Origin of the sequence: Corynebacterium ulceribovis DSM 45146 (genome assembly GCF_000372445.1) — a bacterium.
Taxonomy (GTDB): Bacteria; Actinomycetota; Actinomycetes; order Mycobacteriales; family Mycobacteriaceae; genus Corynebacterium; species Corynebacterium ulceribovis.
This window is the reverse complement of the sequence record NZ_AQUY01000002.1, coordinates 310,431-334,265: the sequence shown is the minus strand read 5'-3', so window position 1 is coordinate 334,265 and position 23,835 is coordinate 310,431. Positions and strand designations below refer to the sequence as shown.

Below are 23,835 nucleotides of genomic sequence, written 5' to 3'. Positions count from 1 at the left end.
GCTAGAAGCCCAGTCGGCCCAGCTGCTTCGGGTCAGACTGCCAGTCCTTGAGCACCTTAATGTGCAGGTCCAAGAATACGGAACTGTCCAGCAGCGCCATGATTTCTTTCCGGGCGCGCTGCACAATTGACCGCATCCGGTTGCCGTCCCGGCCCTGCAGAATCATCTTCTGTCCCGAACGTTCCACATAAATCACCGCACGGACAACCATCACATGTGGTTTATCTTCATCCGGATGTGCCTCTTCAATGTCGACGGCCACCGAGTGTGGCAGCTCATCGCGCAGCCCCGTCAGCGCGGCCTCACGAATCAGCTCGGCCATGCGCTTTTCGGTGCCCTCATCCGTCACGTGCCCATCTGGGTAGAACTTCGGTCCTTCCGGAAGCTGCTCTGCCACCACGTCGACGAGGGTGTCCAAGTTCGCCGCGTCCTTCGCGGACACTGGCACCACTTCGCATTCACCGCCGAGCAGCGCATGCAGTTCCATCAGCTGCATACCGACTTGGTCCCGGCCCGCCTGGTCAATCTTGGTGACAATGCCCATCAGCTTCACCTTCGGCGCTAGCTTCTGCACCGATTCCAGGATCCATCGGTCACCAGGACCAATTTTTTCGTTCGCCGGAATGCACAGCGCAATCAGGTCCACGTCAGAGTAGGTGTCTTCAACCACCTCATTCAGACGCTTACCGAGAAGCGTGCGCGGCCGGTGCAAACCGGGCGTATCGACGAGCACAAGCTGCGCCATCGGGCGGTGTACCACACCACGGATTGGGTGCCGGGTCGTTTCCGGCTGGTTCGCGGTGATCGCAATTTTCTGCCCCACCAGAGCATTGGTGAGTGTGGACTTGCCGGTGTTTGGCCGGCCGACGAAAGCCACAAACCCCGACCGGAAGTCTTCCGGCGCGGCAAACTGGTCCGCCGTCCCGGCAAGGTCGCCGATGTCGTCCATGTCGATGGCAACGCCGTCGGTGGTGTTGAACTCCGACAGGTCAAATTGATCAGATTCAGTCATTGCGGTCCTCGTGTTCTCCGTCGAAGATTTCTGGCGATGGGTCAGGGTGGGCAGTCACAAGTGCGTGCGTCACACGCATCCGGCCGCGGCGGTTCCGGTGGCCTTCGGCCACAAAACTCAAACCAGCAAACCGCACTTCTGAACCCGGCAACGGCACTCGGCCTAGGCCATAAGCCAGCAGACCGCCAACAGTGTCGACTTCATCGGTGACATCTTCTGGAAATACCAAGTTCTCGCCATACCGGTCTTCCCAGAATTCAATCAGTTCTTCCAAGCTTAGCTTTGTCACTACCCGGAAAGAACCATCCTCTAGATCTTCAATGGGAGCGGTTTCAGTCAGGTCATACTCGTCAACGATTTCGCCGACGATCTCTTCCAAGATGTCCTCGATGGACACCAAACCCGCGATGCCACCATATTCGTCAACAAGCATGGCGATGTGGAACCTTTCCACCTGCATATCCTGCAACAAATCATCCAGGTTCTTGGAATCGGGCACGAATACCGCAGGGCGCATCACTTCAGTGACGTTGACGCTACGGCCACCATCAGTGAGGTTATAGGTCTGCTGCACTAAGTCTTTGAGGTAGATGACACCGAGGACATCGTCGACAGATTCGCCGATGACGGGAATGCGGGAATGCCCCGAGCGCACACACAGCGCGGTGGCTTGACCGGCGTGGCGAGTCGACTCGATCCACACCATCTCTGGGCGGGGCACCATCACGGTGCGGGCCGTGGTTGACGCTAAATCGAATACCGACTGGATCATGCGGCGTTCATCAGACTCTACAATGCCGCGTTCCTGGGCAATGTCGACCATTTCGCGCAGCTCGATCTCGGTGGCAAATGGCCCATCACGGAAACCGCCGCCTGGGGTGACCACCGAACCGACACGAATCAACAACCCCGAAATTGGCCCAATCAGCTGCGCCAAACCGGAAAGCACAATCGCGGCGCGCATGGAGATGGTGTACGGGTTCTGACGGCCCAATGTGCGGGCCACTACCCCAAGGCCGACGTAGGACACCAAGGTCATCGACACAATGGCTGCCACAATCGCCCATGGGTAGGAGTCAATGGCGTCAATAGCTAGTGCGGTGACCAGCACGGCAGAAGACACTTCGCACAGGGTGCGCAGCAGAACCAACAGGTTGACGTGCTGCGCGCGGTGGTCCAGCACATTCAGCAGCGACCGCGCCCCCGAATGGCCAGTATTGTGCAGCTCTTCGACGCGGGTGCGGGCCACATAGCTGACCGCGGTTTCGGTGATATTAATCATCGATGCCAGCGTCAGCAGCACAACCACTGCCGCTAGCATCCCGAGGTCAACGACCATTACTCTTCATCCAGCACATCATCCAATGCTTCACGCTCCGCGGCTGACGGGAAGGCACCTGGGTTAATCGGCTTATCGTGGAACTCCACGCCGCGGCGGTCAATATCGTCATACCAGTCGCTGAGCAGTTCGTTTTGCAGTGCGAACATCCGCTGCTCATCATCTGGCTCAATGTGGTCATAGCCGAGCAGATGCAACACCCCGTGCACCGTCAACAGCACCAGTTCATGCGCTAGTGGGTGGTCCGCTTTCTCAGCTTGTCGGGCAGCGAACTCTGGGCACAGCACAATGTCGCCCAGCATCGCCCCTTCTGGGGTTTTCGCATCCGGTCGGCCGGATCCTGGGGTCAGCTCATCCATCGGGAAGCTCATCACGTCCGTTGGCCCTTCCAGGTCCAACCACCGCAGATGCAGGTCCGCAATGACGTCCGAGGTGACAATATGGATCGACATTTCCACCGCTGGGTGAACGTCCATCCGGGTCAGCGCATATTTGGCAACGTCAATGAGCGATTCTTCATTGACGCCGACACCGGACTCGTTAAAAACCTCAATGCTCATGACTATTTGCCCTTCTTGGCGGCCTTGTTGCGTGCTTCGGTTTCATTGTCGTGACGGTCGTACGCGTCGACAATTGCCGACACCAAATTATGCCGCACCACGTCGGCGCTGCCGAGGTCAGCGAAGTGAATCCCATCCAGCCCCTCGAGGATATGGCGCACCACCCGCAGCCCCGACTTTTGCCCACCAGGCAGGTCTACCTGCGAAATATCACCGGTGACAACCATCTTGGTGCCAAACCCCAGGCGGGTCAGGAACATCTTCATCTGCGCCGGGGTGGTGTTTTGAGCCTCATCCAGGATGACAAACGCATTATTGAGCGTACGGCCACGCATATATGCCAGCGGCGCCACCTCAATGACTCCGGACTCCATCAGCTTCGGAATAATTTCCGGGTCCATCATGTCGCGCAGTGCGTCATGCAACGGCCGCAGATACGGGTCAATCTTCTCGTGGAGAGTGCCTGGCAGGAAACCCAGGTTCTCCCCGGCTTCCACTGCAGGGCGGGACAGGATAATCCGCTCCGCCTCTTTGTTCTGCAGCGCCTGCACCGCTTTCGCAACCGCCAAATAGGTCTTACCGGTACCGGCAGGGCCAATGCCAAACACAATCGTATTGTCATCAATCGCTTCGACATAGTCGGCTTGGCCCGCAGTCTTCGGCCGCACTACTTTGCCTCGGCGGCGAATAATCTCCCCGGCTAACTGCGCTGCCACTGACTGTGGCGCCTCCGCCGACACCATCGACACCAGGCGGGTGACCGATTCGCGGGATAGTTCATGGCCGCGTTTTGCCATCGCCTGCATTTCCCGGAACACCCGGATAGCCACCGCGGTTTGGGCTTTACTGCCGTTGACGGTGACTTTCGTACCGCGCACATGGATAGCGGCGCCGAGTAAATTCTCCACCACCCGCAGGTTGGCGTCGGCAATACCTAACACAGTCTGTGCGTATTCCGGTTCCAAATGCACGATGGTGGTGACGGTGGAATTTTGGCTGTCCGTTGCTATTTTGAACTCGCCTGCCTTAACTCGCTAGTAATTGTTTTTCTCAAGCTTAGTCGGGTAGCTGCACCCATCACTGCCGAGTCAGTCCCAGCGTGGGGTCAGCGCACCCAGTGCCCCCAACGCCACTGCCCCAGCCGCCGCACTGCGCAACACCTGTGGCCCCAGCACCACACTTCGGGCGCCCGCCTCGGTAAAAGCCGCGATCTCTTCCTCCGTGACGCCGCCTTCTGGCCCGACAATCAGAACAATATGCCCCGATTCCGGCAACGGCACCTGTGTCAGCGGGGTCGCCGCGGTTTCGTGCAGTACCAGCGCGGTATCCACCTCAGCAATGAGCTTTTTGACGTCCGCAGTCGTCGCGGGGCCACTGACCTCTGGAATCCAGGATCGGCGGGCCTGCTTAGCTGCTTCGCGGGCAGTGGCCGCCCACTTGTCTCGGCCCTTTTCTTGCTTCGGACCGGACCATCTGGCGATGCAGCGCGCCGCCTGCCAGATCACAATCCGGTCAACGCCAGCTTGTGTCATCAGGTCCACGGAAAGCTCACCGCGTTCGCCCTTTGGGATCGCCTGCACGACGGTGATTTCTGGTCCTGGTCGCAGTACATCCGCCAGCTCAGTCACTGCTACTGCAATGGCTGTTTTGCCGCGAACTTCGCTGATGGTGCCCGTTGCCCGACGGTCACGACCATCTGTTAACTGAACCGCTTCGCCCACTTTGAGCCGTTTGACGGTAGCAGCATGTCGGCCTTCCGCTCCGTCAATAAGCACTGTGCTGACTCCCTGCGGCCCTAAGGTTTCCGGCAAGGCGTCCGCAATGAAAACAGGCAGGCTCATGGGCAATCCTTCTGTGGGTTAGCGGCCGAAGCTGCGGCGCAGGCGAGCAAACACGCCCTCATCTGGCTTTTCAGTCAGCCCGGCGCGCTCGCTGGAACGCTCCGCCAGCTGCTGCAGCAACTCACGGCTCTTCTTATCCAGCTTCGTTGGCACCGTCACGGTGATGTGCGCCAACAGGTCGCCATGCTCGCTGGAGCGCAGCTTCGGCATGCCCTGGCCCGGCAGGCGAATAACCTGCGATGGTTGGGTACCTGGCTCAATATCGATGGTGATTTCCTCGCCGACTAGCGACTCAATGTTGATGGAGGTGCCCAGCGCCGCGTCAGCCATTGGCACGTTGAGGTTCACATGCAGGTCGTCGTGGTCGCGGTGGAAAATGTCATCTTCGGTGGTTTCGATTTCCACGTACAGGTCACCAGCTGGGCCGCCACCTGGGCCAACCTCGCCTTGGCCAGCCAGACGCACCCGAACTCCGTCGTCCACACCAGACGGGATGTTGACGGTGATGTCGCGGCGAGCACGCACGCGACCGTCGCCACCGCAGCGCTTACATGGGTCTTCAATGATTTCGCCGGTGCCACCACAACGGCCACACGGCCGAGAGGTCAGCACGTTACCGAGGAAGGACCGCTGGACCTGCTGGATTTCACCGGCACCATTACAGTCCGGGCAGGTCACAGGGGCCGCGCCGGATTCGGACCCGGAACCACCACAGTCGGTGCACAGCACCGCGGTGTCCACTTCGACTACTTCCTGCACACCGGTGTAGGCCTCACCAAGGGAAATGGCCAGCTTGATCAGCGCGTCGTTGCCGCGGCGAACGCGTGGCATTGGTCCGCGGGTGCGGGCACCACCGCCGAAGAAGGAGTCGAAGATGTCGCCGCCGAACATGTTCGCAAACATGTCGCCGTACCCGGCTGTGCCTTGGGTTTCGTCAAGTGGGTCACGGCCAGCGTCGACCATCCGGCGTTTGTCTGGGTCGGACAATACCTCGTAGGCAACGGATACTTCGCGGAAGCTCTCCGCCGCGTCTTCGTTGTCTGGGTTGCGGTCCGGATGGAACTTCATCGCCAATTTACGGTAGGCCTTTTTGATTTCCTGGTCGGTTGCCGACCGGTCGATACCAAGGATGCCGTAATAATCTCGTGCCACGCCCACTTATCTTTCTTCTGATCGCTCGGCGCGCTGCTTGGGGTGCGCGCCCAGAAAACACCTATGACTCTATGCCAGAGTTACTCGTTACCAAGAACTCGGCCCATGTATTGTGCAACGGCAGCAACCGCCGCAATTGTTCCCGCATAGTCCATGAATGTGGGGCCGACCACACCCAACCCGCCCATGCTGACCGCTCCAGAGCCATAACTCGCCGCCACCACCGCCGTGTTCCGCAGGTCTTCATCGAGGTTTTCTTCACCAATACTGACCCGCACGCGGTGCAGGTCAGACGCTGCCGACAGCAGTTTCAGCAGCACCACTTGCTCTTCGAGGGCATCGAGCACCGCGGACAGGCCGACGGAGAAATTCGGGGCTTGCCGCGCCAGGTTGGATGTCCCAGCCAGAATCAGCCGGTCCGGTGGCTGTTCCAGCAGTTCCTCAATCAGGACGGTGGCACAGCGGGTAATGGTATCGCGCAACTCCGAGGGCCCATTTGCCGCTAAATCCGCCAGACCTGCGGCGGCGTCCGTCATGGTTTTGTCTTCGGTGACGCGGTTGAGCAGCGCCCGCAGCTGCGGTGTGGCGTCCTCCGACATGGGAATAGTCAGCTCCACATTGCGTTGCTCCACCCGCCCGGTGTCAGTAATCAGCACCAGCAGCAACCGCACCGGGGTCAGCTGCACCACTTCGCAGTGCCGCACCCGGGACGTGTTCAACACGGGTAGCTGCACCACTGCCACCTGCTGGGTCAGTTGCGCCAGCAGTTGCACGGAGCGGCGCAGCACATCTTCCATGTCCACGCCCTGCTCCAGGAACTTCAAAATAGCGCGGTGTTCGGCCTGCGATAGAGGTTTGACTTCCTGCAGACTGTCGACAAAACGTCGGTACCCTTTCTCCGTCGGAATTCGCCCCGAGCTGGAGTGTTGCTGCGAAATATAACCTTCGGCTTCCAGCACCGCCATGTCATTGCGTACTGTCGCCGAGCTGACCCCGAGTTTGTGCCGGTCCACCAACGCTTTGGAGCCGACGGGTTCTTTCATTTCGATGTAGTCGGAAACAATTGCCCGCAACACTTCGAAACGGCGCTGCTGTGTACTAGACAAAGCCAAGTTCCTCCTCACCTAACTCTTCTCCCACGAGAATATCGGTAATTATCCCGTCGGCCAGCAACCGTCCAGCTTCGGTGAGAATGATGCGGCCATTGTCGTGCTGCAATAACCCGGCAGAAAGATGCTTATTGACGGTTTGGTGGGCCGCGTCGTCAATAAGCTCCATGCTGATGCCTTCTCGCAACCGCAACCCCAACATGATTTTCTCGGTATGACGGTCGTAGTCGGTCAAGGTTTCAACGGCCGATAGTGGCAGAGCGCCGGTGGACACTTCGCGGGCGTAGCGGGCCGGATGCTTCACATTCACCAAGCGGTGGGCCTCTAGGTGGCCGTGGGCGCCGGGGCCCGCACCCCACCAATTTCCGTCGCGCCAGTAGAGCATATTGTGGCGGCACTGCCCGCCCGGTTCAGCCCAGTTCGATACTTCGTACCAGCCCATACCAGCCTCACGCAGAGCGTTATCGATGATGGCGTAGCGGTCAGCCAGCGCGTCTTCATCGGGTTCGGGTAGCTCCCCGCGACGGACTTTGCGCCCCATCGCGGTGCCTTCCTCCACAATCAGGCTGTAGGCGCTGACATGGTCTACCCCGGCATCGATGGCAGCGGCGACGGTGGTACGGACATCATCGTCGGTCTCCCCTGGCGTCCCGTAAATCATGTCTAGGTTCACATGTTCAAACCCGGCGGCGATTGCTTCCCGAGCGGCTTCTGGGGCTCGGCCCGGTGTGTGGCTACGGTCAAGCACCGCCAACACATGCGGAGCCAGGGACTGCATACCCAAGCTAACCCGCGTGAAACCGGCCTGGAGCAGGCCCTCGAAGAATTCTGGTGAAGTGGACTCTGGGTTTGATTCCGTGGTCACCTCTGCTCCCACAGACAAACCGAATGTGTTTCGTACCCCGCTCAGCAAAGTGTTCAGGCCGGAGACGCCAAGCAGCGACGGGGTGCCGCCGCCAATGAATACGGTGTCGGCGGTGGGAATGTGACCAAGTTCCGCTTCGACTCGAGGTAGCGCAAGTTCCAGTTCGCGGACAATGGCGTCTAGGTAGCTGCCGGCGGAGGCGTCTGAGCCGAGCTCGCCCGCGGTGTAGGTGTTGAAATCGCAGTAACCGCAGCGGGTCGCGCAGAATGGGACGTGCAGATACACGCCGAAGTTGTCAGTCGGAACAGTTGGGGCCATACCAGCAATGCTAGCTAGCCGACGAAACCATCGGAGTCTTCCTGCCGACGTTTGGCAATCACTCGGGCTACGACTGCATCGACGCGGATGCGTTCGCCGAGGAATTCTGGTGGGTTGTGGCCAGTCATTGCCTCGGTGTACTGCGGGTTCGCTTCGGCAACCGATACTTTCCACGCGGCCGCAGCTTCCATGGCGCGGCGGCCAGCACCTGCGAGCTGACGCATCGGCTGCGCATTTTCCGGGTCGGCAATACCGGCACCGACCGCGCTAATAATCCACTGCGCTAGGTCATTGAGGTACGTAATGGTCAACTGGGTGCGTGCGCGCAGTAAGGCATCCAGGGTGCCGATGGGCACGGGCTGTTCGGGGGCGCGGCCGACCGCGTGTAGGTCCGCGACGGTGAGTTGGGCGGGCAGCTTATAAAAAGCGCGGGCCGGGCTGCGGCCAGCCGATAGCATCCCAGAGCGTAGCCCAGCAGTCAGGGCGCGGCGGAGACTGAGTACTTCAGTCAGGGCGCGGCGCGCATCGTCAACACCTTCGTCGACAATGTCGGTGAGTTCGTCGATGCAATCATCGAGCAGTTCTGGGTCCCAATCGGCGATTGACTGGGCGATGTGGTTAATGTATTCGGCAACTTCGTCGGCAATATCGTAAAGCTCTTGGGTTGTTTCACGCAGGCGGCGCTGCGCGTCTGTTTGCACTAGTTGTCCGATCTCCACATCATCACCACCCTGTCGCTACCTAGACATAAATTCGGCGAACACCCCAACCATAGGTGTGCGCCGGTACCAACTTCGGCAGCGACACAGCGCCGTTGGCCTCTAGTGGCACTCGTCTCGCCAGTCTCGCCGGTGTCTCTAGAGTCGCCGGTGCCGCCGGTGTCGCTGCCTCCCGTCGCGTTGCCTATCGCTTGTACAGGTTCTCGATGAGCGCGTCTTGATTCTTCATCACAATGTGCCGCTTCACCTTCAGCGATGGCGTCAGCTCGCCGGATTCCTCCGTGAAGTCATTTTCGAGAATCCAAAACTTCTTAATCGCCTCCGCATGGGATACCAACGTGTTGGCGTTGTTCACTGCGTCCTGGATTTCCGCACGCAACAGTGGGTCCGCCAACAGTTCCCGCTTAGAGCGGTTCTCTGGAACGTTATGGTCAGCGCGCCACTTAGTCAGTGCCTCTTCATCCAAGGTGATGAGCGTGGAGATAAACGGGCGACCGTCACCGACCAGCATGGCCTGTGACACCAGTGGGTGCGCGCGCAGACGGTCCTCTAGTGGCGCTGGGGCAACATTCTTCCCGCCGGCGGTAACCAAGATTTCCTTCTTACGACCGGTGATGGACAGGAAACCATCTTCGTCGATTTTGCCGATGTCACCAGTGCGGAACCAACCATCAACGAAAGCTTCATCGGTAGCTTTCTCATTCTTCCAGTAGCCATGGAACACCACGTCACCCTTAGCCAGGATTTCACCGTCTTCACCGATACGCACAGCATTGCCGGACACTGGGCGGCCGACAGTGCCGACGCGGACATCACCTGGGGTGTTCACCGTCAAGGCAGCAGTGGTTTCGGTGAGGCCGTAGCCTTCGAAAGTCTCCACACCAAGACCGCGCAGGAAGTGGGCTAGGTCAGAGCCGAGTGCGGATCCACCGGAAATAGCCGCCATCACTTCGTCGCCAAGTGCGGTTCGAACCTTGGCATAAAGCAGGCGGTCAAATAGCGCACGCTTGGCCTTAAGCAGCTTGCTTGGGCCCTGCGGGGTGTCCATCGCTTTGGAGTAGGCAATGGCGGTGTCCTCCGCGCCCGCCCAAATGGCCTTACCAATGCTCCCCTTGGCGTAAGCGGTGGCCTTCGCAGCGTCCCGCACTTTCTCGAACACGCGCGGCACCGCCAAAATCAGGTGCGGTTTGGAGCGCTGGAATTCCAGGGTGACAGTGGAGGTATCGGCCCAGTGGGACTGGGTGGCACCGGAAATCAGGACAGCCAGGTGCACTGCGTGGGAGAAAATATGTGCCAGCGGCAGGAAGGTCAAAACACGATTTCCTGGGCGCGCAATCTGACCAAAGGCACTGGTCAGCACGGCGCGGGCTTCGCCAAGGAGATTGGAGTGTCGCAGCATACAGCCCTTCGGACGGCCGGTGGTGCCGGAGGTGTAAATAATGGCGGCGAGGTCATCCGCGCCGGTAGCGTCAATGCGTTCCTGGACCACTTCGTCCTTGATGCCGCGGCCTTCGAACATCAACGTGTCGACTGCGGAGGCATTGATTTCCAAGATGCGACGCAGCTTCGAAGGGGAATCGACCAGTTGCGGGGTGCCGTCTTTGCTCAGCAGCAGCTCATGCATCCGGGAGGTGTGCTCTTCGTTTTCGGTGATGCCAATGACTGCGCCGGAGTCTTCAATGATCCAGCGGATCTGCTCGGACGAGGAGGAACCGTAGATAGGCACCACGGTTGCACCGGCAGCGAAAATCGCCATGTCCAGCAGGGTCCACTCATAGCGCGTTTCCGACAGCAGCGCGACACGGTCACCTGCTTCGACACCGTTGGCGATGAGGCCTTTTGCCACCGCGAATACTTCGGCCATGAAGTCCTTGGCCGTAACCTCAATCCATTCGAAATCTTTCAGGCGCGAAATGCTGACGGTATTAGGCCGATTCCTCGCCAGCTCCTGCATCGCGGTAACGATATTCTCGTCATCTTTAATGACGTACTTGGCTTCCTGCATTGATTCATCCATGCTCGGTGCCCTGTCCTTTCAGATTCCAAACGGGTCATAATGCCTATGAAAAAGTGTCTATGATCACAATCTAGGGCAAAAGCACACCTAAATTCAGCAGTTTCGTCGGATTGATTGCGTCATGGACTGAAGACATCACTGCCAGCTCGGCTGCACCGCGCTGACGTGGTAGCCATCCTCGTTTCAACCTACCAATGCCATGCTCCGCAGATACGGTCCCCTGCAGACGAAGCACCTGTGACAGCACAATTTCTTCCACTTGTGCAGCCTCCGCGCCGGTGAGCGTGTGTCCATCGGCCCCGAGCACATTGATATGGAAATTAGCTTCCGCAAAGTGCCCGAACTGAATCACCCGCGCATTACATTCCTGCTCCACCAGCTCGGCGGTTTCATACAGCGCAGCAAAGTTCGCCACCGGCACTGCCACATCCAGCTTCAGCGGCACCCCCAAGTTCGACACTGCTTCGGTCATATTTTCGCGAATCTGCCACAGTAGCTGCCGTTCGGCATCGGTCTGCGCCACAATCAACCGGTCTGGCCCAACAATGTCAACAACCTCATCGAGCACATCAGTGACGTCCTCCAGAATGTCCACATCCGCCTCAGTGTGGGTAATTTCCACGATGAGCCAGAGCCCGTCGGTCGGCAGTGGTGCTTGCCGTCCGAGCTTTTCGACGACAATGGGAACATCTTTTCCAGGGATCCACTCGACGGCTTCCAGTCCGTCAATTTCGCGCAGCTTCGGCATCACTTCCATTGCCTTATGCACATCGGGGGCGGCAATTCCCAACTGCAGGAAGCTTTTTGGTTGCGACTCCAACTGCCAAGTGACGTCGGTAACGACACCTAAGGTGCCTTCAGCACCGATGATGAGGTTGCTCAGGGCGTAACCAGTTTGGTCTTTGATCAGGCCGCCCCGGCGATCGATGATCCCTCCGTCAGGAAGCACTGCCCGTAACCCACGCACTCGGTTGCGGGTGGAGCCATACTTCACTACCCGCGCACCCCCAGCATTGGTGGATACCGCCCCGCCGACCGTGGCGCTACCTCCGGACGCCAACCGAAGGCCACAAGTGAGGCCGTAATTTTTCGCGGCGGCTTCTAGTTCTTCTAGGGTGACGCCCGCGCCGACGGTGATGGTCAGATCTGGTGTGACATCACCGATTCGGTTGAGTTTAGCGGTGGTCAGCACAACACCATCTGGTAGGGGCACCGCGCCACCGACGAGGCCAGTGTTGCCACCGCGAATGGTGACAGGTACCCCATTTGTGGTGAGTGTCTGAACCGCAAGCGCTACCTCTCGGACAGTGGTTGGCTGCACGACTGCGGCGGGAATCTGTGACCAGCGGCCCGTCCAGTCTGTGGCATGTGCAGCACAGACATCGGGGTCGATGGAGACAATTTCGGCAAGGTCCACGGAACTGAGCAATTGCATGATGCGGTCTGCTTCCATGATCCTAGTATGCGTCGAAAAGGACTCGTGCGGCAGATATCGGCAGAACCGGGCAAAATAGAAAAAGTGAGCTACTCGACCCAATTAATCGCAGACTTGAAAGCTTTGGCAGAAGAGTGTGGCATCTCCACCAGCTACACCGCCGCCGACGGCCAGCACACCGAGGTGTCCATTCGCACGTTGATTGCCCTTCTGGCAGCCATGGGCATCCACTTGGGAGTCACCCCCGATGAGGCTGAGGAAGCCACCGGCGACCCAGAAGGGCTCGCTGCAGAAATCGCCGCGGCCCGCGAGAACCTTAAGAACGAACACTGGCGCGCCATGCTGCCGCCAATTGTGGTGTCGACCCAAGGTCGCTACCGCGAAGTGCTGGTGCATGTGCCAGACGGGTCGGAAATTAGCATCCATGTTGAGCTGATTGGCGGCGACTGCGACGGTGACATGCGACCGTTGGCGCAGGTCGAGCACAATGTTGGCACCCGCACTGTCGATGGCGTGGTGATGGGTGAAGCTGCATTCGCCGTGCCGGAAGATTTGCCGTTGGGTTGGCACCGGATTGTTGCCCGCTCTGGGGAGTTGCGCGCTGAGTGTGAACTTGCGGTCACTCCACGACGCCTGTCCACCGCCGACCGTTTCGTCCAAAACCCGGTGTCCGGTGTCATGGCGCAGCTGTACTCTGTTCGGTCGCATCGTAGCTGGGGCATGGGCGACTTCACTACGCTTGGCGATTTGGCCGCGGTCTGTGCCCGCGACGCCGATGCGGACTTCCTGCTGATTAACCCGCTGCATGCTGCTGAACCGCTGCCGCCAGTAGAAGACTCCCCGTACCTGCCAACCACTCGTCGGTACACCAACCCTATTTACATCCGCATTGAGTCGATTCCGGAGCTGCCGTACCTCGATGCCGATGAACTCATTGAACTGCAGAAGATTGCTGACGAATTCCGCGCCACGAATCTGACGGCCGATGAAATTGACCGCAACCCGATCTACGCCGCAAAGCTGGCGGTGCTCCATGCCCTGCACCGCGTGGAAAAGTCGCCGATGCGGCAGGATGCCTTTGACCGTTTCAAGGAGGAGGAAGGCCAAGGCCTCATTGACTACGCGACGTGGTGCGCGGAGCGCGAACTTCTGGCAGAAGGCCTCAACCACCACGCTAATGAAGCGGATGAGCGCGCTGAGCTCATTGATTTCCACTGCTGGCTGCAGTTCATTTGTGATGAGCAGCTTGAGGCGGCGCAGCGTGCGGCGAAGGAAGCCGGCATGTCGATTGGCATTATGGCGGACCTCGCGGTCGGTGTGCACCCAGGTGGCGCCGATGCGCACAACCTGCGCGACGCGCTAGCGATGGATGCGTCGGTGGGCGCGCCACCAGACGGCTACAACCAAAACGGCCAGGACTGGTCGCAGCCGCCATGGAACCCAGTAGAGATGGCGAAGTTGGCGTACCGCCCATGGCGCGACATGCTGCGTACGGTGCTGCGCCACTCCGGCGGTATCCGCGTCGATCACATTTTGGGCATGTTCCGCCTGTGGTGGATGCCGCGGATGGAGTCGCCGCTTAACGGCGCCTATGTCCGTTACGACCACGAAGCATTCATCGGCATTTTGGCGTTGGAGGCGGAGCTGGTTGGCGCGGTAGTTATCGGCGAAGACTTGGGCACGTTCGAGCCATGGGTGCAGCAGTATTTGGAAGAGCGCGGCATCATGGGCGTGTCGATTCTGTGGTTCGAATCGCAGGGTGACTACCCGAAGCCACCAGAAGCGTACCGGCGCCTGTGCCTGTCCTCGGTGACTACTCATGATTTGCCGCCGACCGCAGGTTATTTGGCCGGTGAGCATATTCGACTGCGTGATGCGCTCGGCGTCCTCGTTAACTCCGCTGCGGAGGAAGACGAAAAGGACATGGAGTGGATCCGGAAGGTGCTGGCTGCTGCCGCCGAGCGTGGCTACTTTGCGGGCACCGAGTTGGAGTTCACTGATTTCACGACGGTCAAGCGCGAGGAACTCACCGATGTGGCGGCACTGACGGAGGGACTACACCGATACGTGTCGGCGACCCCGTCTGCGCTGACCTGCACCTCGCTAGTGGATATGGTGGGCGACCGTCGGATCCAGAACCAGCCGGGTACGAATAAGTCGATGTATCCGAACTGGTGCATTCCGCTGACCGATGCCGATGGCAAGTCGGTGCTAGTCAATGAGCTCGCCGAGTTGGAAACCTTCCAGAAGGTGGCGGGGGCGTCGCGGCGTTAAGCCAACGTTGCGGCGTTAAGCCGGCGTCACGGCAGTGAAGACACCAGTCCGGCAATAATGATCAGCGCAATGAGCACGTACAGCACAAGTTTCACTTTGGATCCGCGCACTGGTTAGCTCTCCTTTTGTTCCTTGTGTTCTGCGTGTTCTGCCTCTACGACAAAACCTGGTTGTGCCCAGCGGCTATGGGCCATCCCCACCGCAATATCAATAATTCGAATCAGGATAAAAGCGACGACTGTCAGCAGTGGAATGAGCACTATGAGCAGCACCACTGACTGCAGCCAGATGGGTGCGGCGATAAGCCACTGCTCCACCGCGTCCCATCGCTCCATGATCGAACTCATTGTTGCCACTTTACACCGCGGGGCTTAAACCGCCCCCACCAGTCCGCGGCGCTGCAGCAATGCGTCAAGGCTCACATCATGGCCTGTCAGCGCCCGATAAGCATCGGTGTAGTCGATGCTTCCACCCTTGGATAGGACAAGGTCCCGGTACTTTTGGGTACGTTCCGTGAGCTTTTCGACGGTTACCTGCCCGTCGTGAAGCCACGACCACGTGTCTGCGTCCATCGCTTCGGCCCACATGTAGGAGTAGTAGCCAGCCGAGTAGCCGCCGGCGAAAATGTGGTTGAAGTAGGCGGTGCGGTAGCGCGGTGCCAAAAATGGCATATTCAAGCCACTGCGCTGTAGGACCTGTGTTTCAAACTCAGCGACATCGGTAATTTCCGCGGCTTCCGCGCTGCTCAGTGAGTGCCATGCCATGTCAATGAGGGATGCGGCTAGCTGCTCAGAGGTGGCGAAACCTTGGCCGGCAGCTTCAGCGCGCACGAGTGCGGCACGGAGCTCTTCGGGCATCGCTTCGCCGGTATCCACATGGCGGGCGTAGCGGCGCACTAGTTCTGGTTGCCAGGCGTAGTTTTCGTTCAGCTGCGATGGGAACTCTACGAAGTCCCGTGGAACTGAGGTGCCGGACAGGGTTGGGTACGTCACGTTGGACAGCAAGCCATGCAGACCGTGGCCAAATTCGTGGAAGAGTGTGCGAACTTCATCGGGAGTCAGCAGTGTCGGCTCATCGGCGGCTGGTGGCGCAATGCCCAGCACATTGATGACCACTGCCTGCGTGCCAAGCAGCTTCGACTGGTCGACAAAGCTGCTCATCCAGGCGCCGCCACGTTTGACCGGACGGGCGAAGTAGTCGGTCAGCAGCAGGCCAATGCTGCTGCCATCTGCGTCGGTAACTTCGTAGACGTGAACATCGTCGGCGTAACCGTTCAGGTCATCACGTTCAGTAATGGTGATGCCAAAGGCTTCGTGTGCGGCATGGAACACGCCATCATGCAGCACTCGGTTGAGCTCGAGGTAAGGACGAATGGCAGCGGTGTCAACGCTGTAGCGTTCCTTGCGCAGCTGCTCGGCCCAATATGGCCAGTCCCAGGCAGCTACTTCCCCATCGTGGCCGCGCACAGCAGCCAAGTCCGCTGCCTCTTTCCATTCACCGGCGGCATTAGCGGCGGCAGCTGGTGCTAGGTCATCCATCAGCTGCTGTGCGGCTGCTGCACTTCCGGCAACCTGGGTCACCAAAGTCCAATCCGCATGGTTTTTGTAGCCGAGGAGTTCCGCGCGCTGTGCCCGAAGCCGCACCATTTCCAACGCAATCGCTTCATTATCGCGATCGTCCGATTGGCCGCGGCCAATGGAAGCTTCCCAAATCTTCTTCCGGGCAGCTGAGTTTTCCAGCTGCAGCAAAATCGGCTGCACGGTCGGCAGGTCCAAAGTCACCAGCCAACCGGAGTCGTGACCGGCGGCTTTCGCACTGGCAGCCAACTGGGCTTGGGCATCAGTGCTCAGGCCAGCAAGTTCAGCTTCGTCGGTGAGCAGTACGGCACGCGATTGCGTGTCAGCCAGTAGGTTCTCCCCAAATTTGGTGGACAGTTCCGACAGTCGGTTGTTCATGGCCGCGAGTTGCTGCTTGTTTTCGTCGCTAAGCCCGGCACCGGAACGGGTGAAATCCCGCAACAATTTCTCCAACAGCACTGTGCCCTCGGCATCATCGTCGGGTGCAGTGACGGCGTTGAGACGCTGGTAGAGGGCATCATTCATCCGAATGCGATCCAGGTGCGCGGACAGTTCCGGGGCGATAGTCGCTTCAATTTTCTGCCGCGATTCGGTGGCATCGGTGCCTGCGAGGTTGAAGAAAATGGCGGCAACGCGACCAAGCGCCTGGCCGGAGCGCTCCAGCGCCACGACCGTGTTGTCGAAGGTCGGAGCCTCCGGGTTATCGACAATGGCGGCGATTTCAGCGTCATGCTCTGCGAACGCCGCCCGGAACGCCGGAATGACCGCGTCGTCACCGGCAGCGGCCACGGCGGCGAAGTCCGGGAGCTGATGCGGCAACGAGGAGGGCTCCAGCAGCGGGTGCGGCCGGTCGATTTCAGTGCGGTCCAGGTTCGTCAAAGTCATGCTCCCACCTTATGTGAGCGTCAGCTAGCGTTAAGCCTATGAGCCCACAGATTGACTACTTGCAGCCCAACGCGCCGGGGATGCATGCCGTGTCCCCGAAACTGGCGTATGTGCGGCTAGTGTCGCCGCTTATTGGGCTGCTGCTTAGCCTCGCGCTGTGCTGGTGGCTAGACCTGCGGTTATGGCTGTGGCTGACGGTTATCGGCCTGTCCGTATGGGGCATGTGGGTTGGGGTGCGCAGCGCCACTGCTATTCGTTGGGTCGAAACCGACACTGACCTGGTGGTACGCAAAGGTCGGATGTGGCGCCGGGCAACGATTGTGCCCTATGGCCGGATTCAATTTGTCCGGCTTTCGCAAGGTCCAGTGGCACGGTTTGCGGGTCTGACGACAGCGCATATTAATACTGCATCGGCCTCGTCGGACTGCAGTATCCCGGGTCTGCCGCAGGAGGTTGCGGTGGCGCTGCGGGAACGGTTGTCGGGGCAGGCGAAGGAACGGATGGCGGGCCTGTAAATGACCCACCGTGCTGCTCCCGGTCGGCGGGCATTTACCCCGGCTGGCAAACTCCGGAAACTCTCCCCGCTCACACCTGTGCTCGAAATGTGGGCCGCGGTCGCCGCGGTACTGGCGTTGGTGTTCTTCAACCTCATCGATGTCCTTGCTGACCTCTACCGCGACCTGAAGTCTGGTGAAGTAACGTCGGATCAGCTACTGCTCGTTGGCGGTGTGCTCGCCGCCGTGTTGGCTGCCGGGTTGGTGTTTAACTACCTGGCGTGGTTGGCGATGGGTTTCCGGCTGACAGACGATGCCATTGTGGTGCATTCCGGAGTGTTATTTCGCACCAAGCACCATGTGCGCTTGGACCGGGTGCAGACCGTCGACGTGGTGCAGCCGTTGATTGCGCGGCCGTTTCAGCTCGGCGAAATTGCGATTGAGGCTGCGGGCGGTTCCGATTCGAAAGCGTCGATTCGTTTCCTGCCGATGAAGGACATTGAGCTGGACCGCGCGGAAATTTTGGAAGCGGTGCGCCGAGCCGAAGCCCGCGCTCGCGGTGAGGCACTGCCCGACGATGTCCCCGCTAGTGTGGTGCCAGCGGTGGCGGACCCGGCGGAGCTGCAGCAAGAGCCAAACCTTGGCCGCATGTTGTACGGGCCAATTGGGACGAGCCGGATTCTGGGTTCGACGTTCCTGAGCAGCGGTGTGTGGGCAGTTCTGTTCGCGGTGGGGATGCTCGGGTTGGCGATTTATTTAGGTTCGTCGATGGTCGGTGCAATCGCGGCGATTATTGCGGTGGTGCAGACCGTATGGGGCCAGGTGAACCGCGGTTGGCGTGGTCGCGGCGCCATCGATGCGGAGCATTTGAATCTGGTCTACGGGCTGACCGAAGAGCGCAAGCAGTCCATTCCGATTGATCGCATTCACGCGCTGGAAGTCAGCCAGCCATTTTTGTGGCGTTTCTTTGGCTGGTGGCAGGTCAAGGCGAGTGTGGCGGGTTATGGCAATTCCAGCAAGCTGATTTCGAGTTCGACTACCCTGCTGCCGGTTGGTTCCGCGGAGGACATGTTCGCTGTCACTTCGGCGTTGCAGACGCCGTCAGTGTGGCAGCGGATGTTCCTCCATAACGATGTCGGCTGGCAGCATTCGCCGCGGCAGGTGCGCTGGGTCAGTCCGTTTGATGCCGACTGGCAAGCCACCCGTTTGGATGGCGACGGCATTTCTATTCGTAGTGGCTGGCTCACCCGCCGATGGACCTATATTCCGTACCCGCGCGTGCAGGGGTTCACCCCGAAGCAGGGTCCGATTGAACAGTTGCTCGGCGTGACGACCATTGAGGTGGATTTGGTGCCAGGTCCGGTGCACGCGACGATTCAGCAGCAGCCGGCGCCGCGGGCGGCGAAGATGGTGGTGTGGTTGCATAGGCATTGTGTTCGACGACTGCGCTAACAACTGTGATGACCCGACCGACGCCGCCGCTTTAGCTTCCCCCGCAGAACTTACGCTGCTGCGCCAGTGGCTACCCCAGCAGCGGTTCTTCGGCGGCACCACCGACGATGTCACCACCCTGCGCGTGTGTCACCGCCGCAGTTTCCGTTCCGCCGAGCAGATTATTGTCACCACAGCCACCGCCCCCTACCAGTTGTGGTTTGCCCCCGGCGCACTGTCTGCTGCCACCACCCCAGCTGAGCTTATTGACGTTTTGACCACCGCTGAATCGGCAACGCCGCTGCTCCAAGAGCTGGCACCACTGCTTGGGCTCGCGGCGCCAACCATGGTGGAACCGTTTTCTGGGGAACAATCAAACTCGTCGCTGATCTGTGATGACGTCTCAATCTGGAAGTTTTTCCGCCAAGTCCATCCTGGGCGCAATCCCGATGCAGAACTCAGCGGCGTGTTAACTGCCGCCAGTGCCGCTAGCGCAACCGACTGTGCAGGACTCCAGGCTCCGGTCCCGACACTGCTTGGCGAGTGGACCGAATCACTGAGCACGTCACCGGGCGCGCCAGTGTGCACTTTCGCCATGGCGCAGGAGTTGGTGCCCGGCGCGCACGATGGCTGGCAGTTGGCGTTGGCGTGGTCCGACCAGCAGCTCGAAGCACAGGCCCAGCAGCTCGGCCGAGCGGTTGCCCGCACCCATCAGCTACTTGCCACGCACCTGCCTGTTGCAAGTGCGTCGGCTGCGAACATAGCTGCGGATTTCGGGCGTCGGTTGGCCTGGGCCGGTGAATTAGTGCCGCAATTAGCCGAGCACTCCCCCGCTATCACCGAGTTGTACGCCCAGATTGCAGAACTGCCACCGGTGCCGGTGCAGCGCATCCATGGTGACCTGCACCTTGGGCAAGTGCTCTTTGATGGCGAGCGCTGGCTGCTCATTGACTTTGAAGGCGAGCCAGCCCGGCCATGGGAGCAGCGCCGTGAGCCCGATAGTCCGCTGCGTGATGTTGCTGGGATGCTTCGGAGTTTTTCTTATGCCGCCGCCAGTAAGCGCGGAGCCAATACGTCAATAAGCACCAATGGCGCGGCGGAACGGTTTCTAGCTGGGTATCGCGCAGAGATGAAAAAATCCAGCACTGCCACAGTCAACAGTGAGTTGCTATTGCGTGGATATGTGCTGGATAAAGCAGTGTATGAGTGCGCGTATGAGGCGCTGCACCGCCCGGAGTGGCTGTCACTTCCCCTGGCAGCCGTGGGGTCGCTGCTTAGCGCTCGAGGCTACCAGTGAAGAACTGGACGATGCCGGAAGCGAAGCCACCGAGGGAACCGGTTGCGGAGAATGGCGCACCAGAGATGGTGGCGATGATGAAGTTGACGATTGGCAGGTCAGGGAACTGCATGAATGCTCCAGAGTTGGTTGAGTAATTGGACTTATCTAGCACATCGATTCGCTGACGAAATAAGTTACCGTTTCGCGACAATTGCGCCGAAAAGTCCCACAGAATGCGCCTAATGTTACGGAACCGCAACACAATTGGCTAGTTGTAGCTCTGCTACTTTTGTTGACGCTTCACCGTTTTGGCGGGTCGGAGTAGCCTGGATGTGTGAACAGCCTGTCTCGAATCCTCCGGTCAACGTCCGTCCTGTGGCCCTACTACCTGGGAATTGTGGTCGCTTCCCTGCTGACCACCGCCGCCACCTTGGTCGCCCCATTCCTAGTGCGCGACGCCATTGACCTTGTGGTGAATGCCGCCTCCGACCGCGCCGGACACCCCGACGCGCTGCGCACCGTGGTGTGGCTGAGCCTTGGCATTCTGGCAACCAATATGGTCGGCTCGCTGGTGCACAATATCGGCGGATACATCGGCGATGTGATGACTGCCCGGATGCGCGAAATCCTGTCGACCCGCTACTTCGCGCGGCTGCTGGCGCTGCCGCAGCGCTACTTCGACAATCAAGTCACCGGCACAATCATTGCGCGGCTGGACCGTTCCATTACGAACGTCACCCAGTTCCTGCAGGGCTTTTCCAACAACTTCTTCCCAATGGTGCTAACCATCCTGGCGGTGCTGGGTATCTCCGCCTATTACTACTGGCCGCTGGCGATTTTGCTGCTCATCATTTTCCCGCTGTACGTGTGGCTCACTGCGCTGACTTCGAAGCGCTGGCAGGCCATTGAACGGGAGAAGAACAAAGAAATCGATGAGGCGTCCGGCCGGTTCGCGGAAGTCGTCGGCCAGGTTGGCGTCGTGAAGTCCTTCATTTCGGAAGTCCGGGAACTGCGCGGCTTCGGCCGTCGGTTCGCCGCCACCATCGCACTGACTCGGACGCAGTCCAGTTGGTGGCACCGGATGGATGCACTGCGCTCGGTGTCCCTGGACGTGGTGTTCTTCGCGATTTACCTGATTTTGTTTGTGCAAACGCTCGAAGGCCGCTTCTCTATCGGTGTCACCGTGATGCTGATTCAGCTGGTAGCGATGGTGCGTCAGCCAATCACGATGATGAGTTTTCTGGTCGACGCTGCCCAACGCGCCGTCGCTGGCTCGCGCGACTACTTCAAGGTCATGGCGGAACTGCCGGAAGAACACGCCCCCGCCAGTTTGGTTGCGGCCGCCAGTGCCAATTCCGGCGACCAGTCGGAGCTTATTGACGAACCGGGTCGGCCGCTAGCAATGGACCCGGCTGCCCCTGCCATTGAGTTCAATGATGTGGTCTTTGGCTACACCGACGATGAAATTGTCATTGACGGAGTGAGCTTCCAAGTCGCGCCTGGGCAAAAGGTCGCGCTGGTGGGCGAATCCGGCGGCGGTAAATCTACGCTAGTCAACCTACTGCTCGGCCTGTACCGGCCAACAAACGGCTGCTTGCTCGTCGGCGGGCATGACACGTCAAAGCTGTCGACGCGGGATCTGCGGGCCAGCGTCGGCGTCGTGTTCCAGGATGCGTCCCTGTTTTCCGGCACGATTCGGGAGAACATTGCCTATGGCAACCCAGAGGCGACTGATGAGCAGATTGTGGCGGCAGCCAAGCGCGCCAATGCTGACGGGTTCATTCGCCGGTTTGCTGATGGCTACGACAGCAAGATTGGTGAGCGTGGCCTGCGGCTATCCGGTGGCCAGAAGCAGCGAATTGCCGTGGCGCGTGCCATCTTGAAGGACGCTCCGGTGCTGGTGCTGGATGAGGCGACGAGTTCGCTGGATACTAAAGCGGAACAGTCGGTGCAGCGTGGGCTGGAGGAGCTGATGTCGGGTCGCACCACGTTGATTATTGCGCACCGCTTGTCGACGATTTCTAATGTCGATCTGATTGTGACGCTGAAGCAGGGCCACGTGGATGAGGTCGGTTCGCCAGCAGAATTGGCCACCACGGGTGGCGTGTATTCCGAACTGCTGAAGCTGACTGCCTCCTCCAGCCGGGCGGACCGTAAGCGCTTGCAACAGTTCGGAATTGAGGGAGTCTAGCGCTGCTGCGCAGTGACTGGCGCAGTGACTGGCGCAGTTCCCTGCGCGGCGGCGAATGCGGCTGCCATATTCAGTCGCTGCCACGAACCGGTACCTGACTGGTTATCCAGTGGGTACCCAGCAGGAATAGCGGTCTGGAATAGCACCGCCCGACGCTGGTCCACCGACTTATTCGGGAAGGCGGTCTTCAGCAGTACTTCGGAGTAGCCCGGCACCATCAAGCGGTTATTCCGGTTCTTGATCTGCGGGAAGCCGTAGGTCATCCGCTCGGTGTATACGCTGACTGCTTCGCTAGTGGACAGGTATGGCACGTCGGAGGCGATGCACTGTTCCAGAGTGGTGCCGCAACGCCATTCCAGTTCGGCGCGCAGTTCGTTACGAGCTTCAGTGATCATTTGGCGGAATAGTGGGTCACGCATCCGGTCGGTGGCGGCGGCGGTGCCCATCATACGGCCGCCGATGACATCCAGTGGATAGTGCACGCCGAGGACCTGGCGGCTGTAGCCAACTTCGGACCCGCGGGCCAGCAGCTGTGGGCCTAGTTCCGGCATCATCACAGCCATGATGGTGGATTTCCATGTGGCTTGGTTGGTGTGGCCAGATGGAAATGCTGGGCTGCCGTCGTAGGTGTCTTCACCAGCGCGGTGGTACTTGGTGATGCGCTGTGGCGCCGCCACATATGGGCGGTTGTAGTTGAAGTAGTACTTCTCAATAAATGTCGATGACGCGATACCGCCGCCGCGGGCAAGCGTCCCAGCCAGCAGCTGGCTAGTTTTCGGCAAACGACCTTCCTTCACAGCAGTGCGGAAGTGGCCACCGAGGTTCTGCCCCATGCCATTAGACATGGTAATCATGAGGTCTTCGTGTGCATCGTCAAGTGAACGCTGCTGCAAGTCTTTGTTTTCGCGAGCTGCCTGGTTGGTCGCCACGACCGTGTCCAGGTTTTGCTTCATGATTTTGCGGTTGTGGCGCAGATTGTTGAAGTCGTCCACCACATAGAAGTAGGCCTGACCAGTGATGGAGTTGTCGGACTGGTAAATCCGAGTCATGCGTTCTGGGGCGAAAGGCCGTGGGGTTGGCGCGCCGGCATGGTGCTTGGCTGGCTTCGGGTTCAGCGGGTTGTCATTGACCAACCCGGCTAGGTCCAGTGCTTGCGCTTGGGGCACTGGTGCAACGAAGTTGAACGTTGATACCGCCGCTACGGCAGCGAGGGTGGTGGCAAAAATACGTCGAAGCGCAACGCGGCGGGGCTGATGAGACACCGGATACCTTTCACAAGATTCTTATAACTTTTTACACATTATGAAAGGGATGTGTCACTTACTCAGCAAATGATT

Annotated in this window: 20 protein-coding genes; 5 read left to right on the top strand and 15 right to left on the bottom strand. The window is 59.5% G+C overall.

Translation table 11 applies throughout. From position 1 onward, the window contains the following. Position 1: 1 nt before the first annotated feature. The 11 genes from era to A3EC_RS0107115 form a co-directional block, all read right to left on the bottom strand. Positions 2-949 carry a GTPase Era gene (era, locus tag A3EC_RS0107165; protein WP_051061043.1) on the bottom strand — a complete coding sequence of 316 codons (948 nt, stop codon included), beginning with the start codon at positions 947-949 and terminating at the stop codon, positions 2-4. A gap of 55 nt (positions 950-1,004) precedes the next feature. Next, a complete protein-coding gene (locus A3EC_RS0107160) occupies positions 1,005-2,351 on the bottom strand; it encodes a hemolysin family protein (protein ID WP_018024498.1) in 1,347 nt (448 codons plus the stop codon). After that, complete coding sequence (gene ybeY, locus A3EC_RS0107155; RefSeq protein ID WP_018024497.1) at positions 2,351-2,911, bottom strand: rRNA maturation RNase YbeY; 561 nt, start codon at positions 2,909-2,911, stop codon at positions 2,351-2,353. Before ybeY ends, A3EC_RS0107160 begins: the two co-directional genes overlap by 1 nt. 2 nt (positions 2,912-2,913) lie before the next feature. Next, the gene (locus A3EC_RS0107150; protein WP_026162288.1) at positions 2,914-3,921 is read right to left on the bottom strand and encodes a PhoH family protein; all 1,008 of its coding nucleotides are present in this window, start codon (positions 3,919-3,921) and stop codon (positions 2,914-2,916) included. A gap of 78 nt (positions 3,922-3,999) precedes the next feature. Next, positions 4,000-4,752: a 16S rRNA (uracil(1498)-N(3))-methyltransferase gene (locus A3EC_RS0107145; RefSeq protein WP_018024495.1), complete on the bottom strand. Its 753-nt coding sequence runs from the start codon at positions 4,750-4,752 to the stop codon at positions 4,000-4,002. 18 nt (positions 4,753-4,770) lie between these two features. Then, positions 4,771-5,904 (bottom strand): molecular chaperone DnaJ, encoded by a 1,134-nt coding sequence (gene dnaJ, locus A3EC_RS0107140; protein ID WP_026162287.1) that lies wholly within the window; start codon positions 5,902-5,904, stop codon positions 4,771-4,773. Between the two features lie 80 nt (positions 5,905-5,984). After that, positions 5,985-7,010, bottom strand: coding sequence for a heat-inducible transcriptional repressor HrcA (gene hrcA, locus A3EC_RS0107135; protein ID WP_018024493.1), 1,026 nt, complete (start codon positions 7,008-7,010; stop codon positions 5,985-5,987). After that, a complete protein-coding gene (gene hemW, locus A3EC_RS0107130; protein WP_018024492.1) occupies positions 7,003-8,196 on the bottom strand; it encodes a radical SAM family heme chaperone HemW in 1,194 nt (397 codons plus the stop codon). Before hemW ends, hrcA begins: the two co-directional genes overlap by 8 nt. 14 nt (positions 8,197-8,210) lie before the next feature. After that, positions 8,211-8,915: a hypothetical protein gene (locus A3EC_RS0107125; protein WP_026162286.1), complete on the bottom strand. Its 705-nt coding sequence runs from the start codon at positions 8,913-8,915 to the stop codon at positions 8,211-8,213. Between the two features lie 184 nt (positions 8,916-9,099). Then, a complete protein-coding gene (locus A3EC_RS0107120) occupies positions 9,100-10,932 on the bottom strand; it encodes an AMP-dependent synthetase/ligase (RefSeq protein WP_018024490.1) in 1,833 nt (610 codons plus the stop codon). A 70-nt stretch (positions 10,933-11,002) separates the two neighbouring features. After that, positions 11,003-12,367, bottom strand: coding sequence for an FAD-binding oxidoreductase (locus A3EC_RS0107115; RefSeq protein WP_169331398.1), 1,365 nt, complete (start codon positions 12,365-12,367; stop codon positions 11,003-11,005). Positions 12,368-12,451: 84 nt separating this feature from the next. On the opposite strand from A3EC_RS0107115, the gene malQ reads away from it, so the two are divergent. After that, positions 12,452-14,641 (top strand): 4-alpha-glucanotransferase, encoded by a 2,190-nt coding sequence (malQ, locus tag A3EC_RS0107110; protein ID WP_018024488.1) that lies wholly within the window; start codon positions 12,452-12,454, stop codon positions 14,639-14,641. Between the two features lie 113 nt (positions 14,642-14,754). On the opposite strand, the gene A3EC_RS11720 is transcribed toward malQ, so the two are convergent. Next, complete coding sequence (locus A3EC_RS11720) at positions 14,755-14,988, bottom strand: hypothetical protein (RefSeq protein WP_018024487.1); 234 nt, start codon at positions 14,986-14,988, stop codon at positions 14,755-14,757. A 24-nt stretch (positions 14,989-15,012) separates the two neighbouring features. Next, positions 15,013-17,103 carry a M3 family metallopeptidase gene (locus A3EC_RS0107095; RefSeq protein ID WP_018024486.1) on the bottom strand — a complete coding sequence of 697 codons (2,091 nt, stop codon included), beginning with the start codon at positions 17,101-17,103 and terminating at the stop codon, positions 15,013-15,015. A gap of 38 nt (positions 17,104-17,141) precedes the next feature. On the opposite strand from A3EC_RS0107095, the gene A3EC_RS0107090 reads away from it, so the two are divergent. From A3EC_RS0107090 to A3EC_RS11715, 3 genes are read left to right on the top strand one after another with little or no spacing between them, the layout of a single operon-like run. Next, positions 17,142-17,618, top strand: a complete 477-nt coding sequence (locus A3EC_RS0107090; RefSeq protein WP_018024485.1) for a PH domain-containing protein — start codon at positions 17,142-17,144, stop codon at positions 17,616-17,618. After that, positions 17,619-19,049, top strand: coding sequence for a PH domain-containing protein (locus A3EC_RS0107085; protein ID WP_018024484.1), 1,431 nt, complete (start codon positions 17,619-17,621; stop codon positions 19,047-19,049). Next, on the top strand, positions 19,030-20,325 hold the full coding sequence (locus A3EC_RS11715; RefSeq protein ID WP_018024483.1) for a phosphotransferase: 1,296 nt from the start codon (positions 19,030-19,032) through the stop codon (positions 20,323-20,325). Before A3EC_RS0107085 ends, A3EC_RS11715 begins: the two co-directional genes overlap by 20 nt. Here A3EC_RS11715 and A3EC_RS13245 read toward each other — a convergent pair. Continuing rightward, positions 20,303-20,437 carry a hypothetical protein gene (locus tag A3EC_RS13245; protein WP_281163691.1) on the bottom strand — a complete coding sequence of 45 codons (135 nt, stop codon included), beginning with the start codon at positions 20,435-20,437 and terminating at the stop codon, positions 20,303-20,305. The genes A3EC_RS11715 and A3EC_RS13245 overlap by 23 nt on opposite strands. A gap of 204 nt (positions 20,438-20,641) precedes the next feature. Here A3EC_RS13245 and A3EC_RS0107070 point away from each other — a divergent pair, with 204 nt between their 5' ends. Further along, complete coding sequence (locus A3EC_RS0107070) at positions 20,642-22,498, top strand: ABC transporter ATP-binding protein (protein WP_018024481.1); 1,857 nt, start codon at positions 20,642-20,644, stop codon at positions 22,496-22,498. Here the strand turns inward: A3EC_RS0107070 and A3EC_RS0107065 are convergent. Beyond that, complete coding sequence (locus tag A3EC_RS0107065; protein WP_018024480.1) at positions 22,495-23,760, bottom strand: acid phosphatase; 1,266 nt, start codon at positions 23,758-23,760, stop codon at positions 22,495-22,497. The two genes, A3EC_RS0107070 and A3EC_RS0107065, sit on opposite strands and share 4 nt — an antisense overlap. Positions 23,761-23,835: the final 75 nt, after the last annotated feature.

What these genes read in the sequence shown, in the direction of transcription:
- era (WP_051061043.1), bottom strand. Translation starts at nt 949, where the DNA reads ATGGACGACATCGGCGACCTTGCCGGGACGGCGGACCAGTTTGCCGCG.
- A3EC_RS0107160 (WP_018024498.1), bottom strand. Translation starts at nt 2,351, where the DNA reads ATGGTCGTTGACCTCGGGATGCTAGCGGCAGTGGTTGTGCTGCTGACG.
- ybeY (WP_018024497.1), bottom strand. Translation starts at nt 2,911, where the DNA reads ATGAGCATTGAGGTTTTTAACGAGTCCGGTGTCGGCGTCAATGAAGAA.
- A3EC_RS0107145 (WP_018024495.1), bottom strand. Translation starts at nt 4,752, where the DNA reads ATGAGCCTGCCTGTTTTCATTGCGGACGCCTTGCCGGAAACCTTAGGG.
- hemW (WP_018024492.1), bottom strand. Translation starts at nt 8,196, where the DNA reads ATGGCCCCAACTGTTCCGACTGACAACTTCGGCGTGTATCTGCACGTC.
- A3EC_RS0107120 (WP_018024490.1), bottom strand. Translation starts at nt 10,932, where the DNA reads ATGGATGAATCAATGCAGGAAGCCAAGTACGTCATTAAAGATGACGAG.
- A3EC_RS0107115 (WP_169331398.1), bottom strand. Translation starts at nt 12,367, where the DNA reads ATGCAATTGCTCAGTTCCGTGGACCTTGCCGAAATTGTCTCCATCGAC.
- A3EC_RS11720 (WP_018024487.1), bottom strand. Translation starts at nt 14,988, where the DNA reads ATGAGTTCGATCATGGAGCGATGGGACGCGGTGGAGCAGTGGCTTATC.
- A3EC_RS0107095 (WP_018024486.1), bottom strand. Translation starts at nt 17,103, where the DNA reads ATGACTTTGACGAACCTGGACCGCACTGAAATCGACCGGCCGCACCCG.
- A3EC_RS0107090 (WP_018024485.1), top strand. Translation starts at nt 17,142, where the DNA reads ATGAGCCCACAGATTGACTACTTGCAGCCCAACGCGCCGGGGATGCAT.
- A3EC_RS0107085 (WP_018024484.1), top strand. Translation starts at nt 17,619, where the DNA reads ATGACCCACCGTGCTGCTCCCGGTCGGCGGGCATTTACCCCGGCTGGC.
- A3EC_RS13245 (WP_281163691.1), bottom strand. Translation starts at nt 20,437, where the DNA reads ATGCAGTTCCCTGACCTGCCAATCGTCAACTTCATCATCGCCACCATC.